Annotated in this window: 13 protein-coding genes; 9 read left to right on the top strand and 4 right to left on the bottom strand. The window is 60.5% G+C overall.

Annotation, left to right across the window (positions count from 1 at the left end):
• Window positions 1-69 precede the first annotated feature (69 nt).
• Window positions 70-834 (bottom strand): NifB/NifX family molybdenum-iron cluster-binding protein, encoded by a 765-nt coding sequence (locus ACTQX9_RS07070; protein ID WP_441540857.1) that lies wholly within the window; start codon window positions 832-834, stop codon window positions 70-72.
• A gap of 216 nt (window positions 835-1,050) precedes the next feature.
• Between ACTQX9_RS07070 and thyA the strand changes: the two genes are divergently transcribed.
• The 4 genes from thyA to ACTQX9_RS07050 all read left to right on the top strand — a co-directional run bounded on the left by thyA (window position 1,051) and on the right by ACTQX9_RS07050 (window position 4,927).
• A complete protein-coding gene (gene thyA, locus ACTQX9_RS07065; protein ID WP_441540856.1) occupies window positions 1,051-1,899 on the top strand; it encodes a thymidylate synthase in 849 nt (282 codons plus the stop codon).
• Window positions 1,900-1,908: 9 nt separating this feature from the next.
• A complete protein-coding gene (locus ACTQX9_RS07060; RefSeq protein ID WP_154515467.1) occupies window positions 1,909-2,427 on the top strand; it encodes a dihydrofolate reductase in 519 nt (172 codons plus the stop codon).
• Between the two features lie 109 nt (window positions 2,428-2,536).
• Complete coding sequence (locus tag ACTQX9_RS07055) at window positions 2,537-3,451, top strand: TrmH family RNA methyltransferase (RefSeq protein ID WP_441540855.1); 915 nt, start codon at window positions 2,537-2,539, stop codon at window positions 3,449-3,451.
• Window positions 3,452-3,577: 126 nt separating this feature from the next.
• Window positions 3,578-4,927: an MATE family efflux transporter gene (locus ACTQX9_RS07050; protein WP_441540854.1), complete on the top strand. Its 1,350-nt coding sequence runs from the start codon at window positions 3,578-3,580 to the stop codon at window positions 4,925-4,927.
• 85 nt (window positions 4,928-5,012) lie between these two features.
• On the opposite strand, the gene ACTQX9_RS07045 is transcribed toward ACTQX9_RS07050, so the two are convergent.
• Complete coding sequence (locus ACTQX9_RS07045; protein ID WP_441540853.1) at window positions 5,013-5,498, bottom strand: cob(I)yrinic acid a,c-diamide adenosyltransferase; 486 nt, start codon at window positions 5,496-5,498, stop codon at window positions 5,013-5,015.
• 92 nt (window positions 5,499-5,590) lie between these two features.
• Here ACTQX9_RS07045 and ftsH point away from each other — a divergent pair, with 92 nt between their 5' ends.
• Window positions 5,591-7,483: an ATP-dependent zinc metalloprotease FtsH gene (ftsH, locus tag ACTQX9_RS07040; protein ID WP_195838531.1), complete on the top strand. Its 1,893-nt coding sequence runs from the start codon at window positions 5,591-5,593 to the stop codon at window positions 7,481-7,483.
• A gap of 75 nt (window positions 7,484-7,558) precedes the next feature.
• Window positions 7,559-8,011 (top strand): DUF523 domain-containing protein, encoded by a 453-nt coding sequence (locus tag ACTQX9_RS07035; RefSeq protein ID WP_441540852.1) that lies wholly within the window; start codon window positions 7,559-7,561, stop codon window positions 8,009-8,011.
• Window positions 8,012-8,141: 130 nt separating this feature from the next.
• Here the strand turns inward: ACTQX9_RS07035 and ACTQX9_RS07030 are convergent, their stop codons facing one another.
• On the bottom strand, window positions 8,142-9,230 hold the full coding sequence (locus tag ACTQX9_RS07030) for an iron-containing alcohol dehydrogenase family protein (RefSeq protein ID WP_427793784.1): 1,089 nt from the start codon (window positions 9,228-9,230) through the stop codon (window positions 8,142-8,144).
• A 510-nt stretch (window positions 9,231-9,740) separates the two neighbouring features.
• On the opposite strand from ACTQX9_RS07030, the gene ileS reads away from it, so the two are divergent.
• Entirely contained in the window at window positions 9,741-12,518 is a 2,778-nt protein-coding gene (gene ileS, locus ACTQX9_RS07025; protein WP_427728193.1) for an isoleucine--tRNA ligase, read from the top strand.
• A gap of 423 nt (window positions 12,519-12,941) precedes the next feature.
• Here ileS and ACTQX9_RS07020 read toward each other — a convergent pair whose 3' ends face one another.
• A complete protein-coding gene (locus ACTQX9_RS07020; protein ID WP_441540851.1) occupies window positions 12,942-14,063 on the bottom strand; it encodes an IS110 family transposase in 1,122 nt (373 codons plus the stop codon).
• Window positions 14,064-14,553: 490 nt separating this feature from the next.
• On the opposite strand from ACTQX9_RS07020, the gene lspA reads away from it, so the two are divergent.
• Window positions 14,554-15,081 carry a signal peptidase II gene (lspA, locus tag ACTQX9_RS07015; protein WP_441540850.1) on the top strand — a complete coding sequence of 176 codons (528 nt, stop codon included), beginning with the start codon at window positions 14,554-14,556 and terminating at the stop codon, window positions 15,079-15,081.
• The gene (locus ACTQX9_RS07010) at window positions 15,081-16,094 is read left to right on the top strand and encodes an RluA family pseudouridine synthase (protein WP_441016312.1); all 1,014 of its coding nucleotides are present in this window, start codon (window positions 15,081-15,083) and stop codon (window positions 16,092-16,094) included. The genes lspA and ACTQX9_RS07010 overlap by 1 nt, the downstream gene beginning before the upstream one ends.
• Window positions 16,095-16,137 lie beyond the last annotated feature (43 nt).

The following is a 16,137-nucleotide window of genomic DNA, read 5'->3' as shown; positions in this document are numbered from 1 at the left end:
GGCGGCCTTCGCCGTTCGTTCGCAGGTTTTCTCACGCGCGGAAGCGTGTTGACGTTGAGGCGCTTGCCACTAGTGGCAGCCGCAGCCCTCGTGCCCATCATGGTCGTGGTGGCCGTGGCGGCCGCAGGACTCGCCATGCTCGTGGGCGTGCTCGTGCTCGTGCCCATGGCAGTCGCAGGTGGCCTCGCCGGTCTGCGCGAGCGTGCCGGCAATGAGGGCCTCGACGCAGGCGTCGCAGCTGCCCTGGGCGCCCGCATAGACCGTGATGCCTGCCTGGGTGAGCGCGTTGATGGCGCCGCCGCCGATACCGCCGCAGATGAGCGTATCGACGCCACCGTTGGCGAGCAGACCCGCTAGGGCGCCGTGACCAGTGCCGCCGGTGCCTACGACCTGCTCGTTGAGTACCTTGCCATCCTGGATGTCATAGATTTTGAACTGCTCGGTGCGGCCAAAGTGCATAAAGATGTTGCCGTTGTCGTACGTCGTTGCCACCCTCATGGTGCCGACCTCCTTTGCTGGCCATATGGCCGTCGTCGTAGGTGTAGGGGAGTATGCGATATTGCCGCCCTCGATACTAAGTGCTCGCCCGTTGACCAGCGCGTTTGCCACCTTGCGATGCGCGCGGCTGCAGATGGCCGCCACGGTGGCACGGGCGATGCCCATTTGCTGGGCGACGGCCTCCTGATTGAGGCCCTCCAGGTCGCAAAGCCGTAGGACTTCGAGCTCATCGACCGTCATGTCGATGGCGTCTCCGCTGGCAAGGCCGTCAGGGGTAAAGCCGCGATATTCGGGAATGATCCCAACACGGCGCAATTTTTCGCGTCTTCCTGCCATACACTCTCCAAATCTGACATATGTCAACAATAGGATAGCGCGTATACGAAACCTTTCAAGCTATTTTTGTCATATGTCAAAAAAGCTAAAGGTGCAGCATTTGCGAATGCGGTGCCGTACTGCCGTGCATTGCGTGTGCCGCCCCAAGTGTGCAATTCGATGCTGCGCGCCTGGGCTACAATAAAAATCGCTTATAGGCGACTGACAGGAGGGTCAATGAGCAAAGCTGATCAACAGTTTGTAGCCATGTGCCGCGATATTCTGGACCATGGCACCACTACCGAGGGCCAAAAGGTTCGTCCGGTGTGGGAGGACGGCACCCCTGCCTATACCATTAAAAACTTTGGCGTTACGGCACGCTACGACCTGCGTGAGGAGTTTCCGGCGCTTACCCTGCGTCGTACGGCCCTCAAATCTGCCATGGACGAGATTCTATGGATCTATCAAAAGAAGTCCAATAACGTGCATGACCTCAACAGTCATATTTGGGATGAGTGGGCCGACGAGACCGGCTCCATCGGCAAGGCCTACGGGTATCAGATTGGCCAGAAGAGCCATTATGCCGAGGGTGACTTTGACCAGATGGACCGTGTGCTGTACGATCTTAAATACACGCCGTACAGCCGTCGCATCATGACCAACACGTATGTGTTTAGCGACCTGTCCGAGATGCACCTGTATCCGTGCGCCTACAGCGTGACCTATAACGTCACGCAGCGCCCGCAGGACGACAAGCCCACACTCAACATGATTCTCAACCAGCGCAGCCAGGACATTTTGGCCGCGAACAACTGGAATGTGTGCCAGTACGCCATTTTGCTGATGATGGTCGCGCAGTCGGTCGATATGATCGCTGGCGAGTTGCTGCATGTGATCGCCGATGCCCATATTTACGACCGTCATGTCGATATCGTCCGCGAGCTTATCGAGCGTCCGCAGTTTGCGGCTCCTAAGGTAACGCTCAACCCCGATGTGCATGATTTCTACGCGTTTACGACCGACGACTTGATCGTTGAGGGCTATGAGCACGGCCCGCAGGTCAAGAACATCCCCATTGCGGTGTAGGTGACGCGCATGACGTGTAAGCTTTCTGCCATTGTCGCCGTGTGCGATGACTGGGGCATTGGGTGCGAGGGTGACATGGTCGTGTCCAACCGTGCCGACATGCGCCATTTTGTGGCGTGCACCAAAGGTTGCCCGGTCATTATGGGACGCAAGACCCTGCTGAGTTTTCCCGGCGGGCGTCCGCTTAAGAAACGCCGCAACATTGTGCTCACGCGCGACGAGGGCTTTGCCCCCGAGGGCGTCGACGTGGTGCATAGTATCGACGAGGCCTTGGCCGCCGTGGCCGATGAACCTGTTGCGTGGGTGATCGGTGGCGGCGATGTCTATCGGCAGTTTTTGCCGTACTGCGTGGAGGCCGAGGTCACGCACAACCATTGCACCCATGCCGTGGACACGTATTTTCCCAATTTGGATGTCGATCCTGCGTGGGAAGTTGCGCGGCGCGACGGGGTTGCCACGATTGCCGCGGGCGAGGGTGACGAAGGCCTCGATTATGAGTTCGTGACATATCGTCGCGTTGATGCTTAAATCGTCTGGCGTGAACGGTATCACCGGGTTGATTGAATGCATGGGGCGGCGCTTAGCGTCGCCTCGTTTGGTATAGATGTGCTGTAAAGAAGGGTACGGGCTGGCTGCTATGACTGATGCCGTTGAGGTGCTGCGAATCGATTCCCTTAATGATGAGCGGCTCGACGCCTACGTGCGACTGACGGAGCGCGAGCTGCGCTGCGTACTGGAGCCGCAAAAGGGCATCTTTATCGCCGAGAGCGCCAAGGTCATCGAGCGCGCGGTACGTGCCGGATACGAGCCGGTGAGCTTTCTTTTGGGTGAGCGCTGGCTCGATCAGATGATGCCGCTGTTCGAGCGTCTGGTTGTACGCGAGGGCGCAAGTCCAGTTCCTGTGTTCGTGGCCTCCATGGAGCTCATGGAGCAGTTGACGGGCTTTAACGTGACGCGCGGTGCGCTCGCGGCGTTCCGTCGCCCGCGTCAGATTCCGGTTGATGAGTTCTTGGGCGGCGTCGTCGAGGTGGCGGGTGAGCGCCCGGTGCGCGTGTGCGTGCTCGAGGGTATTGTCGACCATACTAATGTGGGTGCGATTTTCCGCTCGGCGGCAGCGTTGAATGTCGATGGCATTTTGGTAAGCCCCACTTGCTGTGACCCGCTGTACCGCCGCTCGGCCCGCGTGAGCATGGGCACGGTGTTTCAGGTGCCCTGGACGCGCATTGGCAGCGAGGCGCGCGTATGGCCGCATGATGGGCTGGCGGCGCTGCACGATGCCGGCTTTTCCTGTGCCGCCATGGCATTGACGGATGATTCGGTGTCGTTGGACGATCCCGCGTTGCGGGAGATTGACCGGTTGGCGATCTTTATGGGCACCGAGGGCGCCGGCCTGGGCGCCAAGACCATCGCGGGCTGTGACCGGGCTGTGCGTATTCCGATGGCGCACGGGGTCGATTCGCTCAACGTGGCCGCGGCGAGTGCTGTCGCTTTTTGGCAGTTGTGTCCGCACGTGAGCAACGAGTATCACTACCAGCCGGGACTGTATCACTAGACAGATATTTTGCACCGGGCTCTGATTCCGTGTGTTTCGGTTGACGCCGGTCGGTGCTAAGCTGGTGTCGGCTTTGGTCATAAAATTGACGTTTTGTTGTTTGACGTGCGCTGGTGGGGAGGGAGTGTGGCTAAGAAATCTACGGCTATCGATGTAACACAGGGTGTTATTTGGCAGCAGTTGCTTTCGCTGTGCGTTCCCATCTTTTTTAGTTCGTTTTTTCAGCAGGCCTACACACTTATCGGTACCTATATCGTCGGTCAGTTTGGCGGCAAGCTCGCGTTGGGCGGCATTCAGGCCACGATGGTGCTCACGGAGCTCTGCATCGGTTTTTGCGTCGGTGTTGGCGCCGGCTGTGCTGTTATTACGGGTCAGTATTTTGGCCAGCACGATGATGAGCGACTGAGTCGTTCGGTCCATACGGCCATGACGCTCGCTCTGTTGGGCGGTATCGTCGTCTCGATTCTGGGCATAGTGTTCGTTGAGCCCATGCTGGTGCTTATGAATACGCCGCATGAACTATTGGCCGAGGGTGTGGCCTATGCTCGTTGCTATTTTGCCGCCATGGTTGCGGCGCTGCTGCTCAATATGGGCACCGCGCTGCTGCGCGCCGTGGGCGACACGCGTGGACCTGCCGTGATCATCGCTTCCGGCTGCCTCGTTAATGTGGTACTGGATATCATTTTTGTTGCCGTGCTGCATATGGAGGCTCTGGGCTGCGGCATCGCGGTGGCGCTGACCATTTGCTCCAACGCCACGATGATCGTGATTCGCATGATGCACGCACCGGGTGCGTGGCGGCTTTCACTGTCCAAACTCGGCATTGATCCTGGTATTTGCAAGAGCATGATCTCGTGTGGTCTGCCGCTTGGCTTTCAGTCTGCTGCGTATTCGATTTCCAACGTCTTGATTCAGGTGTCGGTCAACTCGTTTGGTGCCGATGTCACCACGGCTTGGGGTCTTTCGGGCCGCTTAGATGGCATTGTCTGGATGGTTACCGAGGCGCTTGGCGTGTCGATCACCACGTTCTCGGCACAGAACTTTGGCGCGCGCAACTACGAGCGCATGCGCAAGGGCTACCATACGTCGCTCGTGCTGTCGTTTATGCTCATTGGTGGCCTGTCTGCCGTGCTGCTGGTGTTCTCGGGTCCTCTGTCGCGTCTGTTTGTCGACGATGCTTCGATCTCGGCGTACACCACGACCATCATCCATTTTATTGCGCCGTTCTATGCGATTTTCTCGATTATCGAAAACGCGTCGGGCTCCATTCGCGGTGCCGGCGTGAGTTTGCAGCCCATGATTCTCACGATTTTCGGCACCGTCGTGCTCAGGGTGATCTGGGTGTTTGCGATCATGCCTTTCGATCCGTCGCTTGAGCTCCTGCTGCTGGTTTACCCCGTAACCTGGCTCATCACGGCCACGATGTTCACCATCTACCACCACAGCGGCAACTGGCTAGGCCGTGCCACTGCCTAATGATCCGTATGAGACAGAGGAAAACGGATCATTGCTCTCCGTGGTGATGTCGATGATTCGTTTTCCTCCGTCCCCTTTGGATCAATTAGTATTCGATGCCTTGGCGGGCTAGGAGGCCTTCGTCGAAGTAGTGTTTGACGGGGCGCATTTCGGTTACGAGGTCGGCAAGGTCGGCGAGGGGCAGCAAGCCGCGGCCAGTGAGCACGAGCTCCGTGGTGGTTGGTTTCATGGCGATCAACGCTTCGACATCTTCGCGCGTCACAAAGCCCCGTCGCATGGCTTCTCCCAGCTCATCCAAGATCAGCACGTCGACTTGGCTAATCTGCTCGCGCGCCAGCTCCATGATCTGTGCGGCACAGGCTTCGGGCGTTTCGCGGTCGGCTTGTACGATGCAAAGCCCCAATCGAGGAGCTGCGTCATGTTCGGCGCAGTGCAGCTTCTTGGCAAACTGAAGCACGAGCACGTTAAGTCCATAGCCCGTGGCGCGCAGCGCGAGCCCCAGCGCAGCCGTTGTCTTGCCCTTGCCGTCGCCCGTATAGATTTGAACCTTGCCGACTTCCAGTGATGCCATCTCTGTCCTTTCGTGCCCGGTGTCGGTTTATCGCCGGCCGGGTTGGGTATTCTAGTTAGCATTATCAACCCCAGTAGATGGAGTTCAAGCAGATGGAGATGGATGACAACAAACGTAGACGGAATATGATCCTCTACGTGCTCATCGCCTTCGTCGTCTACCTCGTGCTCTCGACCGTTCTGTTCCCCAACATCGGTCACACGCAGCAGATTACGAAGACCGATTACTCGACGTTTGTCAAAGCGCTCGACAAGAAGAGCGTCGATAAGGTCGAGTACAACACGGACGATTACTCGATTTATTACACCAAGAAGGGCGAGGACGAGAACATCGCCTACAAGACGACCGGTGTGCCGAATGATGCGGGCTTTACCGATCGCGTGCTTGAATCTGGCGCCTCGCTTGAGTCGGTCGTTCCCGATAAGAACTCGGGTCTGATGACTTACTACCTGCTCACCCTCATTCTTCCCATGGCGATTTTCTTCCTGATCGGCTGGTGGCTCAACCGCCGCATGAAGAAGGCCATGGGTGATGACGGTCCGTCGATGAACTTTGGCGGCGGCGGTTTTGGCGGCGGTGGACTGGGCAAGTCCGGCGCGCGTGTGATTGCCTCCAAGGACGTGGGCGTGACCTTTAAGGATGTTGCTGGCCAGGAAGAGGCCAAGGAGTCCCTCAAGGAGGTCGTCGACTTTCTGGAGAAGCCGCAGCGCTACGAGGAGATTGGCGCCAAGCTGCCGCGCGGTGCCCTCCTTGTCGGCCCTCCGGGTACCGGTAAAACCCTGCTTGCCAAGGCTGTGGCGGGCGAGGCTGGTGTGCCGTTCTTTAGTATTTCGGGCTCTGAGTTTGTTGAGATGTTCGTCGGCCGCGGCGCCGCTAAGGTTCGTGATCTGTTTAAGCAGGCCAAGGAAAAGGCCCCGTGCATCGTCTTTATCGATGAGATCGATACCATCGGCAAGAAGCGCGACGGCGGCGGCTTTAGTGGCAACGACGAGCGCGAGCAGACGCTCAACCAGCTGCTGACCGAGATGGACGGCTTCGATAACCACAAGGGTATCGTCGTCCTCGCTGCCACCAACCGTCCCGACAGCCTTGACCCGGCCCTGTTGCGCCCCGGTCGTTTTGATCGCCGCATCCCCGTTGAGCTGCCCGACCTGACCGGCCGTAAGAACATTCTTGAGCTGCATGCCAAGAGCGTGAAGACGCAGCCGCCGATCGACCTGACCGCGATTGCCCGCGCCACGCCCGGTGCCTCGGGCGCCGACCTGGCCAATATCATCAACGAGGGCGCCCTGCGTGCCGTCCGCGAGGGTCGCAAGCGCGCCACGCAGGACGACTTTGAGGAGTCGGTGGAGGTCGTCATCGCCGGTCAGCAGCGCAAGTCCACGGTGCTGTCCGACCACGAGAAGCAGGTCGTTTCTTACCACGAGATCGGTCATGCCATCGTTGCCGCTCGCCAGAAGGGCTCTGCGCCGGTCACGAAGATCACCATCGTGCCGCGCACGAGCGGTGCTCTGGGCTACACCATGCAGGTCGAGGAGGATGAGCGCTTCCTGACCACGCGCCAGGAGATCCTGGACAAGCTCGCCGTCTATTGCGGCGGCCGTGCAGCCGAGGAGCTCATCTTTGGTGAGATGACGACCGGCGCCGCTAACGATATCGAGCAGGCCACCAAGCTCGCCCGTAACATGGTGACGCGCTTTGGTATGTCCGATGAGTTTGGCATGATGGCGCTCGGTACCGTGCAGAACGCGTACCTTAACCAGGATACGTCGCTCACCTGCGCCCCCGGTACGGCCGAGCGCGTGGACGCGATTGTCGCCAAGCTGATCGAGGATGCGCACGACCGCGCCCTGCAGATCCTGAAGGAGAACAAGTTTAAGCTCCACGAGCTGGCTCGTTATCTGTACAAGAAGGAGACGATCACGGGCGAGGAGTTTATGAATCTCCTCACGCGTGAGAATCCGCTGATGCCAAAGCAGCAGTAATACTAGTTGCGCAGTGCTTTCGCCCCATTTGAGTGTCCACCTCAAATGGGGCGTTTTGCTTGGGAAGGGTTGTATATGAAGATCGTGGTAAGTGCCTGCTTGATGGGCGAGAGTTGCAAGTATAACGGGCTCGATAATTACCATTGCGAGCTGGTCGAGGCTTGCGAGCGCACGGGAACCGAGGTCCTGTTGGTATGCCCCGAGGTTTTTGGCGGCCTGCCCACGCCGCGCAAGCCGTCCGAGATTGTGAACGGCGAAGTCCGTACCTGCGAGGGCGCCTCGGTCGATCGTGAGTTTCGCCTGGGTGCTGAGCGTGCACTCGACATGTGCGAGCAGGCGGGCGGGCCGGAAGAGATCGCCGCTTGCATCTTACAGGACCGTAGCCCCTCGTGCGGTGCAGGTCGCATCTACGATGGCACCTTTAGCGGCACGCTCACCGCGGGCAACGGTGTCTTCGTCGACCTGCTGCTGCGTCACGGGTATCGCGTGATTCCCGCAAGTGAATTTGACCCGAGCATGTTGGAATAGCAAATGAAAGGGGGCGGCCATCGAGTAGATGGTCGCTCCCTTTACTGGCAAGCTAAACAATTTCAACAGAAGTTCAATGGCGTTCGCCCAGATAAAACCTGCCAAAATAAACCTGTCCCTTTTTGGTAGGTTAGGCGAGGAGCGTGTGGCCGTAGGCGTTGGCTGCCTTGATGGCGGCGGCGAACTTCTCGTCGGTGAAGGGTTCGGGGTTACCCTGCTTCCACTCGTTGGTGGCGTGCGCGTACTCGCACAGGGCAGGGATATCGGCCTCGGAAAGCCCGACCTGCTCAAGCGTCACGGGCAGGCCCATCTGCTTGTTAAAGGCAGCATAGCGCTCAAGGTTCTCGGTGTCGCCCGTGTAGGCGAACAACACGAGCACGCCCAGGCTTACGACCTCGCCGTGCAGGTAGGTGCCCTCACGCGGAATGCTGCAAGTGGCGTTGTAGAACGCGTGCGCGACGCTCGAGTTGTAGTAGTAATCGTTCTGGTTGGTCAGGTTCGAGACATATCCCGTGTTGACCACGATATCGAGCGCGATCTGCTTGACGGCCTCGCTCGACAGGTCCTGGCGCACGTCCTCAAGACCCTGGACGCCATAGGTAAACAGCGGCTCGGAGCAGGTGTGGGCGAGTGCCAGGCCAAGACCGGCGGTGTGCTCCAAATTTCCGGCGCTCGTGGCGTACTCGACCTCGGGCTGCTTAGACAGGGCATCGCCTACGCCGGCCCAGAAGTACTCTGCCGGTGCCTCGGCGATGATCTTGGGGTTGATGAAGATGTGCGCGGGGCGGTTGGGGTACGAATAGCCCTCGAGCGAGCCGTCGTCGTTGTAGACAACGGCAATGGCGGTCGCGGCGGAACAGTTAGAGCAAATCGTCGGCACGGTAAAGACGATCTTCTTGAGCTCGATGGCAGCCGTCTTCACGGTGTCGAGTGCCTTGCCGCCGCCGCAGGCGATAAGCACGTCTGCCTGCTGGCAGGCGGGGGAGTTTACGACCTTGGCGATATTGGCGCGTGTGCTGTTGGTGCCGTAGACGCGCGTTTCCAGAACCTCGACGCCGGTGCCTGCCAGCGCGGCTTCGATACCGGGAAGCGCTGCAGCCAGTGCTCGCTTGCCACCGATGATTGCGACCTTGGTCGCTCCGTATTCGGCCAGCGCGCCGGGCAGCTCGTCGAAGCAGTCCTCGCCGACGGTATAGTCGCTCATTCCGATCGTGCGCATAGCAACCTTCTTTCGTTCGATAAAGTGCTTTCAGGTATTTTGCTCCTAGAGAAGGTCCACAGCCGCGAGAAATTTCGAACGTATAAAACCAGTGTTGAGGGTTTTTCGTCGACGCGGAACGTGCTAGCATACTTCGCATAAGCGTTGATGGGGACGAGTAGTCGGCCGTCCGCATGCTACAGAGAGCGGGGAGCGCTGAGAACCCGTGCATGCGACCGATGAAAATCACCCCGGAGCTGCGGTCCCAACGGACGTGCCGCGCAGGCACGTCTTAGTAGATATCGCCGAGATGGTCGTCGATACAGGCCAGCCGAGTAACGGATGCGAGCGCGCGGCGACGCGGGCGAGGGCATCTAAGCTGGGTGGTTAAGCGAAGAGCTTTTACGGGCAGACTGCCTGTTTTGTGGCGCTTCGTCCCAGCTTGCAGGGACGGGCGCTTTTTTGGTGCCCAGAGGGCGTGCGCGCCCATGACAAGAAAGGGGTACCGTGGCAAACGAGTACAAGCAGACGATGAATCTGCCCAAGACCGGTTTTCCCATGCGTGCCGGTCTTTCCAAGTCCGAGCCCAAGCGACTCAAGGACTGGCAGGACAACAAGGTCTACGAGCAAGTTCTAAAGAAGAACAAGGGTCACAAGAAGTTCGTGCTGCACGACGGCCCTCCGTATGCCAACGGCCCGATCCACATCGGCCACGCCATGAACAAGATCTCTAAGGACATGATCAACCGTTACTGGATGATGCAGGGCTACGAGGTTCCCTATGTCCCCGGTTGGGACTGCCACGGTCAGCCGATTGAGCACAAGGTCGAGGAGAAGCTCGGCACCGAGAAGTTCAACCAGACCTCTACGGCTAAGATCCGCGAGCTTTGCAATAAGTTCGCTGTCGAGAACATCGAGCTGCAGAAGGCCGGCTTCCGTCGCCTGGGCGTGCTTGGCGACTGGGACAACCCGTATCTGACGCTCTATCACCAGCATGACGCCGCCGACATCGAGGTCTTCAAGGCCATGTTCGACAAGGGCATGATCTATCGCGGTCATAAGCCCGTCCACTGGTGCAAGCACTGCCACACCGCGCTGGCCGAGGCCGAGATCGAGTACTCCGACGAGACGAGCCCGTCCATCTTCGTGCGCTTTGAGATGACCACTAAGCCTGCCGGTCTCGAGAGCTTCGACGGCCCGGTTGACTTCATCATCTGGACGACCACGCCGTGGACCATCCCCTCCGACCAGGCCGTTTCCCTTAAGCCCGGCGCCGCCTATGTTGCCGTTGAGCACGATGGCCGTGCCGAGGTTATGCTCGAGGACCTGGCTCCCAAGTGCTGTGAGGAGTTTGGCTGGGAGTACACCCCGGTCATGGTCGACGGTAAGCCCTATGTGGTTCCCGCTGAGACCTTCCACCACATCCACTACAAGCAGCCGATCTTTGACGGTGTCGAGGGCGTGGCACTGCTGGCCGATTACGTCGGCGTCGATGACGGTACCGGTATCGTCCACAACTCGCCCGGCCACGGCGTCGACGACTACTTCGCCTGCCTCAAGGAGGGCATCACCGATATCTGCATGCCGGTCGATGACGACGGTAAGTTCTACACCGGCGAGGAGTTTGGTACCGGTGGCCCCTTCAGCGGTATGGATACCGACGAGGCCAATCCGCACATCATCGAGTTCCTGCGCGAGCGCGGCACCCTGGTCCTCGAGAAGAAGATCACGCACAGCTATCCGCACTGCTGGCGCTGCAAGCACCCGGTGCTCTTCCGTGCTACCGACCAGTGGTTTGTCTCGATGGACAAGACCGGTTTGCGCGAGCAGGCTGGCAAAGAGATCCGCGAGAACGTCAAGTGGTATCCGGCCCACGCGGCCAACCGCATCGGTGCCATGGTCGAGCAGCGTCCCGACTGGTGCATCAGCCGTCAGCGCAACTGGGGCGTGCCTATCCCCAGCTACACCTGCGCCGACTGCGGCGAGAAGGTCATGAACGATGCCACGCTCGACGCCGTCATCAAGCTCTTCCACGAGAAGGGCTCCGACGCCTGGTTCACCGACGCTCCCGAGAGCTACCTGGGCGAGGCCTGCGTCTGCCCCAAGTGCGGCGGCCATCACCTCAAGGCCGATAAGGACATCCTCGACGTGTGGTGGGACTCCGGCGTGTCCTGGAAGGCCGTCTGCGAGTATCGTCCCGAGCTTGAGTACCCGGCGGATGTGTACCTCGAGGGCTCCGATCAGCACCGCGGCTGGTTCCAGAGCTCGTTGCTCACCTCGGTGGGTGCCAACGGCCACGCTCCGTATAAGGCAGTCGTCTCGCAGGGCTTCACGCTCGATGGCCAGGGCCGCAAGATGTCCAAGTCGCTCGGCAACGTCATCGACCCCAACAAGGTCTGCGACGAGATGGGCGCCGATATCATCCGCCTGTGGGTCGCCTCGGTCGATACTAGCTCCGACGTCTCCATCGACCACGAGATCCTTGCTCGTACGTCCGATGCCTACCGTCGTTTCCGCAACACGCTGCGCTTCCTGCTCTCCGAGCTCGAGGGTCAGTTTGAGCCCGAGACCGACGGCGTCGCCTTTGCCGACCTGCTGCCGCTCGACAAGCTCATGGTTGCCCGTCTGACCCAGGTCCAGGCCGAGGTCGACGACGCCTACGCCAGCTACGAGTTCCCGCGCGCCTACCGTGCGCTCTACGACTTTGTGGTTACCGAGCTTTCCAACGTGTACCTCGACGCCCTGAAGGACCGTCTGTACTGCGACAAACCCGGTTCGCTCGAGCGCCGCAGCGCCCAGACCGTGCTCGCTGAGCTCTTCTCGATGCTCATGCGCGACCTGCAGCCGATCCTGTCCTACACGGTCGACGAGGCCATGGCCTATGCGCCCGCCGGCTGCGTCGATCACCAGAAGTACGCCGCGCTGCTCGATTGGTATAAGTCGCCCATCACGGTCGACGAGGCCAATGAGTTCGAGGGCGTGCTCGAGGCCTCGCTCGAGCTCCGTAGCGCTGTGACCAAGGCCCTTGAGGATGCCCGCTCCGCCGGTACCTTCACCAAGAGCCAGCAGGTCCGCGTCAAGGCGGTCGTTCCCGCCGAGATGTATGCGCTGCTGACCGGCGACAAGGCCGTCGATCTGGCCGAGTTCTACATCGTCTCCGATGTTGAGCTAACCCAGGGCGAGGAGCTTTCCGTCGCTATTGAGGCCGCCGAGGGTGAGTGCTGCGACCGTTGCTGGAACTATCGCACCACCGTCGGCGAGTACAACGGTCACGCGCATATCTGCAAGCGCTGCGCGAATGCCTTGTAGTTACGCGGTTTTACCAAACCGCGTAACAGGTTGACGCTGCAAACCCGCCAGAGCGGCAATCTGCCTTTCAGCTTCGGCGGCATGACCAGAAGGTCTATGCCGCCTCGTTTCAAGGCACCCTGCTCGCTCTGGCGGGCTTTCGCTCATATGACCCAATCCGCTGTCAAGAGCCACAATGGCCCCGCCGACCGCTTCCAATCGGTCGGCGGGGCCTGCCGTTGAACCCGTCCCGGTCCGCCCCCGGCATGTCATCGACGCCTTCGGCTCAGTCTCATATCCGCGGATACCGTTCTGTCGGCCCGCACTCCATTCCTTCGGCGGGGTTCCCCAAGTCTGTCGAGGCGCATGCGGAGGGCTCCGCGCGCACAGCGAAATAGGGGGTATCCCCGAAGGCCGCCCGGCTCGCCGGGACGGGGGCTATGTCTATTCCGCGCCCTCCCGGCACATCATGCCGAGGGCCCAGAGCCACCTCACGAGCTCGGCCGCGGTGGCCGCGTTGGCCTTCGCCGCGGGCATGCCGCGGGCGAGCATCTCCTCGCGCCGCCGCAGGAGCCGCTCGGACCCCTTCCTCCCGTGCATCCTTATCTCGAGGGGCACGCCCGTGTCCCTCGGCATGAGCTTCGGCTGGTGCCGTGCCGCGGCGTAGCACCATGAACCCTCAACGGCCAGCTTCCTCACGAGCGCGTTGCCCGCGCCGCTGATGCCTCCGAGCCGCACGGAGTCGCCACTCGACCTCTGACTCGGCGCGAGGCCGAAATAGGCCGTGACCTGCCTTCCGGAACGGAACCTCGTGAAGTCGCCGACCTCGGCCGAGAAGGCCGCGGCCAGCGCGAAGGCGCAGCCCTTGATCGACTGGAGGGCGGCCGCCTCCGCGGCGATCGGGCTGGCATCCACGGCGGCCCTGTACTCGGAGAGCAGGTCCGCCCGGGCCTCCGCCGCGGCCTCGACCTCGTTCCTCAGGGCGGCGAGCGTCCGAACCCCGCCATCGTCCTCCGGCCTGACCTTGTCGAGCCACCTCAGGAAGTCGTAGGTCCAGTACTTCCTCGGGTTGCCGGCGGGCGTGGTGCCGCCGTAGGCGTACCCGCGCTTTGCGAGGAAGGCGAGCAGCCGCTGCTTGGCGGTCGCCAGGCGCGCGGTCGCCCCGTCGTAGGCGCCGGCGAGGTCCCTGATGCCTTCGACCTCGGGGGAGGGGGCCCATACGGGGGAGATGTCGTGGGCGAGTATCGCCTTGGCCATCCTGGCGGCGTCGTTCCTGTCGTTCTTGGAGGCCGAGTCGGCGGCCGACCTGGGGATCTTCGAGACCGCGGCGACGACGCACTCGACGCCGAGCCCGGCGAGCTCCCTTTGCGGGGCGAAGCCGAGGTAGCCGCTCTCGTAGGCCGCGAGCGACGGCCCGGGGAACACATCCATCCACCCGGCGATCTCGCCCCAGGGGTTGCCGGGGAACCTCCTCGTCACGGCCTCGCCGGTGTCCGCGTCGAGGGCGCAGACGGTGGTCGACCTCAGGTGGACGTCCATCCCGAACGCGGTAGAATACTTTGGCATGGGAGCCTCCCAACCTCGTTGCGGCGCGGCTGCGCCTATGGCACTTCAACATCATTGTCGCAGCCCCGACCCGCGGTCACGAGCGGGGGCTCCTATCTTTTTAGTGCCCTCGGATTGGGTCATAGTGTCTGTCGTTACCAAATACGCGACGTTTTCATTGCCGGACAATAGGTAGACGTTGGGTAGTCTTTTTGGGACGGGGCTTTTTTAGCTGCCCTACCTCAAATAAGGACTTAATCTTCGAAAGCGCTGGACTGGGTAGCTAAAAAGCCCCGTCCCAAAAAGACTACCCGGTGAAGGGACAAGGGGACAGCCCCTTTGTCGCATTGGTGGATATGTCGTGCGTTCTGTGTATGGCAATATAAGATGGTTGTTTGCGTTAAATGGAATTCGATTGTTTTGAGGGTAGGGGATTTCTTTGGGTCGTGGTGCGGATATGACGCCGCCTTTGCGTTGGCGGTTAGGTGTTGCTGGTGGGGTGGCGCTCTTTGTGTTGCTTGTTGACCAGCTGACCAAGATTGCGGTTCGTGCCGTGGGCGATGCCCTGCATATGACTGTTATCCCCGGCGTGATCGATTTTGTGTTTGTCCGCAATATCGGAGCTGCCTTTAGCATGGGCGAGGGCCATGGCATAGCGTTTGCCGTGCTGGCGCTTGCGGCCATTGTCGCCATTGCCGTGTACTTGCTCCGTGCTCCTCAGCTCGCTCGCCTAGAGGTCGTGGGTATGGCCATGGTTGCGGGCGGCGCCATCGGCAACGCGATCGATCGCCTGGCCATGGGCTTTGTGACTGATTTTATTGCCACTACCTTCATTGATTTCCCCGTCTTTAACGTGGCCGATATCGGCATTACCGCCGGTGTCGTGCTGGCGCTCATCGGATACATGTTCTTGAGTCCTGCCGCTCGCGAGGTCGATGCGACCGCCGAGCTCAACGCCCGTGACGAGGCCCGCGCCAAACGTAAAGCTAAGCAGCGTGGGGAGCGTGCCCGCAAGATTCGCGAAAGGAATGAGCGCTAATGGCCGACATCCATATTCTCGTTGCCGACGATTGCGCCGGTCAACGTCTCGACGCCTATCTGGGCGCCAACGATGGCTGTCCCACGCGCTCTGCCTGCGCGCATCTGATCGAGGGAGGCGCCGTTGCCGTCAACGGCGAGACCTGCCTATCTAAAAAGTATGCCGTACGCTCCGGTGACCGCATCTCGGTCGACCTGCCCGAGCCGCATGACCCGACCGACGTGATCCCCGAGGCCATCCCGCTCGACATTCGCTACGAGGACGACTATCTTATGGTGCTCTCCAAGCAGCGCGGCCTGGTGTGCCATCCTGCGCATGGTCATGAGAGCGGCACCCTTGCGAATGCCCTGGTCTATCATTGCGGCATCGACCATCTGGGTACCGTGCAGGGCGAGGACCGCCCCGGCATCGTGCATCGTCTGGATCGCGATACCTCGGGCCTTATGCTCGCGGCTAAAGACGACGACACCCAGCGTGCGCTTCAAAATCTCATCCGCACGCGCACGCTCGACCGTCGCTACATTACGCTCGTTCATGGGCACATCGCCATGGACGAGGGCACTATCAATACTGGTATCGCTCGCTCCACGCGCGACCGCGTGAAGATGGCGGTTTCCGATGACCCCTTTGCGCGCCAGGCCATCACGACCTTTAAGGTCCTTGAGCGCTTTGATTCCACGCGCTTCGACGACGGCTACACGCTTGTCGAGTGTCACCTGTTTACCGGCCGCACGCATCAGATTCGCGTTCACATGCGCCATATCAACCACGCCTGCGTGGGCGATCCACTCTATGGCAAGTGCGATGCTCGTGCCGATCAGGGTTTGACCAGGCAGTTCCTGCATTCCTGGCGTGTGGCGTTCGATCATCCCGTGACGGGGGAGCACATCGAGTGCCGTGACGAGCTGCCATGGGATCTTGCGGCGGTTCTGGATGATCTGGCCCCGCGTTCGCTCGGCCGCACTGCCGCTGGCAACGAAATCGTCCCTCAGCTCGGTCTGCTCGAGGCCTAGCCAGTATTAGGTGGTTTCTTGAACTCCGTAAGCCTGCGGTAAG

The sequence above is a fragment of the Collinsella sp. LCP19S3_F2 genome (assembly GCF_052121015.1).
Taxonomy (GTDB): Bacteria; Actinomycetota; Coriobacteriia; order Coriobacteriales; family Coriobacteriaceae; genus Collinsella.
This window is presented reverse-complemented; position numbering and strand designations above follow the sequence as displayed.